Source organism: Phocaeicola faecicola (genome assembly GCF_013618865.1).
GTDB lineage: Bacteria > Bacteroidota > Bacteroidia > Bacteroidales > Bacteroidaceae > Phocaeicola > Phocaeicola faecicola.
In genome coordinates, this window is sequence record NZ_JABSOE010000120.1 from 1 (window position 1) to 4,408 (window position 4,408).

A 4,408-nucleotide genomic window follows, 5' to 3' on the forward strand; every position below is an offset into this window, starting at 1 on the left:
CAATGAATAGATTGATATTATTAGTAGAAAGCCGGATACGCGGAGACGTGTACGTCCGGTTTGGGGGCGAGCTTCCGAAAACCCACCGTAGTAATACGGCAGGGCGTTGGATGCTTAGCCTACCCCTCAAATCGGTGAACAATCTGGTCAAGGACGCCCGCAAGGTGCAGCAGACCATCCTGATGGTGGGCGACATCACAGACATCTATGTGAACAGTTTCCAACGGATGCTCCGTGACGGGAATTTCAGACCCGAAGAGCTTTCCGCAATCGCTTTCGGCTACACGAAACTGCTGGAGGAAAGCAACGAAGTGTTGACGGAACTCAGGAACGTGGTGAACATCACCACGCTCTCCATGACCGACAAGGAGCGCATGGACGTGGTGGAACGCTGCCACTCGAAGATGAAGCGTTACCGCAACCTCGTGAGCTACTACACGAACAAGAACATCTCCGTGAGTTACCTGCGTGCGAAAAAGAAGAACGACCTCGACCGCATCATGGGGCTGTACGGGAACATGAACGAAAGATACTGGTAGCCTATGAAGTTCGACAACCTTCATCAGATTTTACGTTCACTTTATGAGCAGATGATGCCGCTGTGTGGGGACATGGCTGGTGTGGCGAAAGGCATCGCCGGGCTGGGTGCGCTGTTCTACGTCGCCTACCGGGTATGGCAGTCGCTGGCGAGAGCTGAACCGATAGACGTATTCCCGATGCTCCGTCCTTTTGCCATCGGTCTGTGCATCATGTTCTTCCCGACTGTGGTGCTGGGCACGATAAACAGCATCCTCTCACCCGTCGTACAGGGCACGGCAAAGATGCTGGAGGCGGAAACGCTGGACATGAACCGATACCGGGAGCAGAAGGACAAACTGGAATACGAGGCGATGGTACGCAACCCCGAAACCGCCTACCTCGTGTCCAACGAGGAATTTGACAAGCAACTGGAGGAACTCGGCTGGTCGCCCTCCGACATGGTGACGATGGCGGGAATGTATATCGACCGGGGAATGTACAACATGAAGAAGAGCATCCGCGACTTCTTCCGCGAGATACTCGAACTGCTGTTCCAAGCCGCCGCCCTCGTGATAGACACCGTCCGCACCTTCTTTCTCGTGGTGCTGGCGATTCTCGGTCCGATAGCCTTCGCCCTGTCGGTATGGGACGGTTTCCAAAACACGCTCACGCAGTGGATATGCCGCTATATACAGGTCTATCTGTGGCTACCGGTATCGGACATGTTCAGCACCATACTGGCGAAGATACAGGTTCTGATGCTGCAAAACGACATCGAGCGGATGCAGGCAGACCCGAACTTCTCGCTGGATTCGAGCGACGGGGTGTATATCGTATTCCTCTGCATCGGCATCATCGGCTACTTTACCATTCCCACCGTTGCGGGCTGGATTATCCAAGCCGGAGGCATGGGCGGTTACGGTCGCAACGTGAACCAGATGGCGGGACGAGCCGGAAGCATGGCGGGCAGCGTGGCGGGTGCAGCCGCAGGAAACGCAGTCGGACGTGTCGGCAAATTGCTGAAATAATCAATGTGCAATCATAAATTGGAAAATATAAATGGAATTCAAATCACTTAGAAACATCGAATCGTCGTTCAGGCAGATACGCCTGTTCGGTATCGTCTTCCTCTCGCTGTGCGCCGTGGTGACGGTGTGGAGCGTGTGGAACTCCTACCGTTTCGCAGAGAAGCAACGGGAGAAAATCTATGTGCTGGACAACGGCAAGAGCCTGATGCTCGCCTTGTCTCAGGATTTGTCGCAGAACCGCCCGGCGGAGGCACGGGAACATGTGCGCCGTTTCCACGAGATGTTCTTCACGCTATCACCTGAAAAAAGCGCGATTGAACACAACGTGAAACGTGCCTTGCTGCTGGCGGACAAGAGCGTGTACCACTATTATTCGGACTTCGCGGAGAAGGGGTACTACAACCGCATCATCGCCGGGAACATCAACCAAGTGCTGAAGGTGGACAGCGTGGTGTGCGACTTCAACGCCTATCCCTACCGTGCCGTGACCTACGCCACACAGAAAATCATCCGGCAGAGCAACGTCACCGAGCGCAGCCTCGTGACCACCTGCCGCCTGCTGAACGCATCGCGGTCGGATGACAACCCGAACGGTTTTACCATCGAGGGTTTCACCATCATTGAGAACAAGGATTTACAGACTATCAAACGGTAACAGGACATGAAAAGTATCAGAAAATCAATGTGGGGCATGTATTGGAAACTCCACGACAAACGGAAACGCTTGGCGGCAAGTCTCAAAGGGTATCTGGACGGCTTGCCGCCGGAAACACGCCGCCGCATCGTGCTGGGGATGTTCGCCGCCTTCGCGGTGCTTGCCCTTTACACCTTCGGCAGAGCCGTCTATGACATCGGCAGGAACGACGGCTCACATATGGAAACGGGACACGCCGGACGGGTGGAACTGCCGACCCCGGCGGAAACAGGCAATCACTTAACACCTTATTTATATGGAACAGACAAAGAATGAACCGACGAAAGAGAACAAAGCTGCTCCCGAAACGGGGAAACCGAAAAAGGAGCGCGAACCGCTGACAGAGGCGCAACGGCTGAAACGGCAGAAGATGATCGTGCTGCCCGCTATGGTGTTGGTGTTCATCGGGGCGATGTGGCTGATATTCGCCCCGTCCTCCGGCAAGGAGCAACCGCCGGGAACGGACGGATACAACACCGAGATGCCCGACGCTGACAAGGCGAACCGGCAGATTATCGGCGACAAGCTGAAAGCCTACGAGCATGGGGAGATGGAAGAGCGTCAGGAGAGCCGCAACCGTGCCATCGGGCAGCTGGGCGACATGTTCGACCGCGAGATAGCGGGAACGGAGAACGGAGTGGACTTCGACCTCGCCAATCCGGGCGGCAAGGAAGAAAGGGCAAAGCCAGCCACGCCGCAGACCATCCAGTCCTCCGCAGCCGCCTACCGTGACCTGAACGCCACGCTCGGAAACTTCTACGACCAGCCGAAAAACGACAATGCGGAGATGGACGAATTGTTGGAGCGCATCGCATCGCTGGAGTCGGAACTGGAAAGCGAGAGGGGCAAGGCTTCCTCTATGGACGAGCAGGTGGCTCTTATGGAGAAGTCCTACGAGCTGGCGGCAAAGTACATGGGCGGTCAGAACGGAGGACAGCCATCGGCGGAACAGAGGGCAGAGCCAACTACCGTGCAGAAAGGGAAGAAGAACAAGGCAATGCCTATCAGACAGGTGGAGCATCAAGTAGTTTCTTCACTCTCACAGCCTATGAGTAACGCGGAGTTTGTCGCCGCCTTATCGCAGGAACGCAACCGGGGTTTCAACACGGCTGTCGGCACGGCGGAGGTATTGGACAGGAACACCATACCGGCGTGCGTGCATGGGGCGCAGAGCGTGACGGACGGGCAGACGGTAAGGCTGCGCCTGCTGGAGCCTATGGCGGTGGCAGGCAGGACAATACCCCGGGGTGCGGTGGTGGTCGGCACGGGCAAGATACAGGGTGAGCGGCTCGACATCGAGATTACCTCGCTGGAATACGACGGCACGATTATCCCCGTGGAGCTTGCGGTCTATGACACGGACGGACAGCCCGGCATCTTCATCCCGAACTCGATGGAGATGAACGCCGTCCGGGAGGTCGCCGCCAACATGGGCGGCTCGCTGGGAAGCAGCATCAACATCTCCACCAATGCCGGGGCGCAGCTCGCCTCCGACTTGGGCAAGGGGCTGATACAAGGCACGAGCCAGTACATCGCCAAAAAGATGCGAACCGTCAAGGTGCATCTGAAAGCCGGGTACAGGGTCATGCTTTACCAAGAAAAATATTGAAAACAATAAAAATTACCACTAAAATCCAAAAGTAATGAGAAAAGTAATCATCATGTTTGCCCTCGCTATGGGCATCATAACTGCCAACGCGCAGGAGAATGTAACCGTTGAAACGACCAACGGAAGTGAACAACCGACCTTGACGAAGGAGGTCTATCCGCAGAAGGAGGCGGACGGCGACCTATATCACGGGCTGTCACGCAAGCTGACCTTCGACCGCATGATACCGCCGCACGGTCTGGAAGTGACCTACGACAAGACCGTCCACGTCATTTTTCCGGCGGAGGTGCGCTATGTCGATTTAGGCTCGCCCGACCTGATTGCCGGGAAAGCCGACGGAGCGGAGAACATCATCCGTGTGAAGGCTACCGTAAGGAATTTTCCCAACGAAACGAATATGTCCGTCATCACGGAGGACGGCAGTTTCTTTTCGTTCAGTGCGCCCATAATAGGGGCTTGATAATAATCACACTGGCAAGTGATTAGGTTAGTATTCCAATTAAGAAACCTATCCCAAACCGACTTATCCGAATGGGAAACCAAACGGGGAGTGAAGCA

General features: G+C 55.5%; 5 protein-coding genes and 1 pseudogene. All 6 read left to right on the forward strand.

The features are described from left to right. Positions 1 to 539 (forward strand): conjugal transfer protein TraI (locus tag H3001_RS18665; RefSeq protein WP_064976124.1); only part of this gene is annotated, 539 nt, incomplete at its 5' end. Positions 540 to 542: 3 nt separating this feature from the next. Beyond that, complete coding sequence (gene traJ, locus H3001_RS18670; RefSeq protein ID WP_004291518.1) at positions 543 to 1,547, forward strand: conjugative transposon protein TraJ; 1,005 nt, start codon at positions 543 to 545, stop codon at positions 1,545 to 1,547. Positions 1,548 to 1,578: 31 nt separating this feature from the next. Further along, positions 1,579 to 2,202, forward strand: coding sequence for a conjugative transposon protein TraK (gene traK, locus H3001_RS18675; protein ID WP_004291519.1), 624 nt, complete (start codon positions 1,579 to 1,581; stop codon positions 2,200 to 2,202). 27 nt (positions 2,203 to 2,229) lie between these two features. Next, positions 2,230 to 2,517: a TraL conjugative transposon family protein gene (locus H3001_RS18680; RefSeq protein WP_018697145.1), complete on the forward strand. Its 288-nt coding sequence runs from the start codon at positions 2,230 to 2,232 to the stop codon at positions 2,515 to 2,517. Next, a complete protein-coding gene (gene traM / locus H3001_RS18685) occupies positions 2,498 to 3,850 on the forward strand; it encodes a conjugative transposon protein TraM (RefSeq protein WP_004291521.1) in 1,353 nt (450 codons plus the stop codon). The genes H3001_RS18680 and traM overlap by 20 nt, the downstream gene beginning before the upstream one ends. 34 nt (positions 3,851 to 3,884) lie before the next feature. After that, positions 3,885 to 4,289: pseudogene (locus tag H3001_RS18690) on the forward strand (DUF4138 domain-containing protein); the annotation flags it as partial. Positions 4,290 to 4,408 lie beyond the last annotated feature (119 nt).

What these genes read in the sequence shown, in the direction of transcription:
- traJ (WP_004291518.1), top strand. Translation starts at nt 543, where the DNA reads ATGAAGTTCGACAACCTTCATCAGATTTTACGTTCACTTTATGAGCAG.
- traM (WP_004291521.1), top strand. Translation starts at nt 2,498, where the DNA reads ATGGAACAGACAAAGAATGAACCGACGAAAGAGAACAAAGCTGCTCCC.
- H3001_RS18680 (WP_018697145.1), top strand. Translation starts at nt 2,230, where the DNA reads ATGTGGGGCATGTATTGGAAACTCCACGACAAACGGAAACGCTTGGCG.
- traK (WP_004291519.1), top strand. Translation starts at nt 1,579, where the DNA reads ATGGAATTCAAATCACTTAGAAACATCGAATCGTCGTTCAGGCAGATA.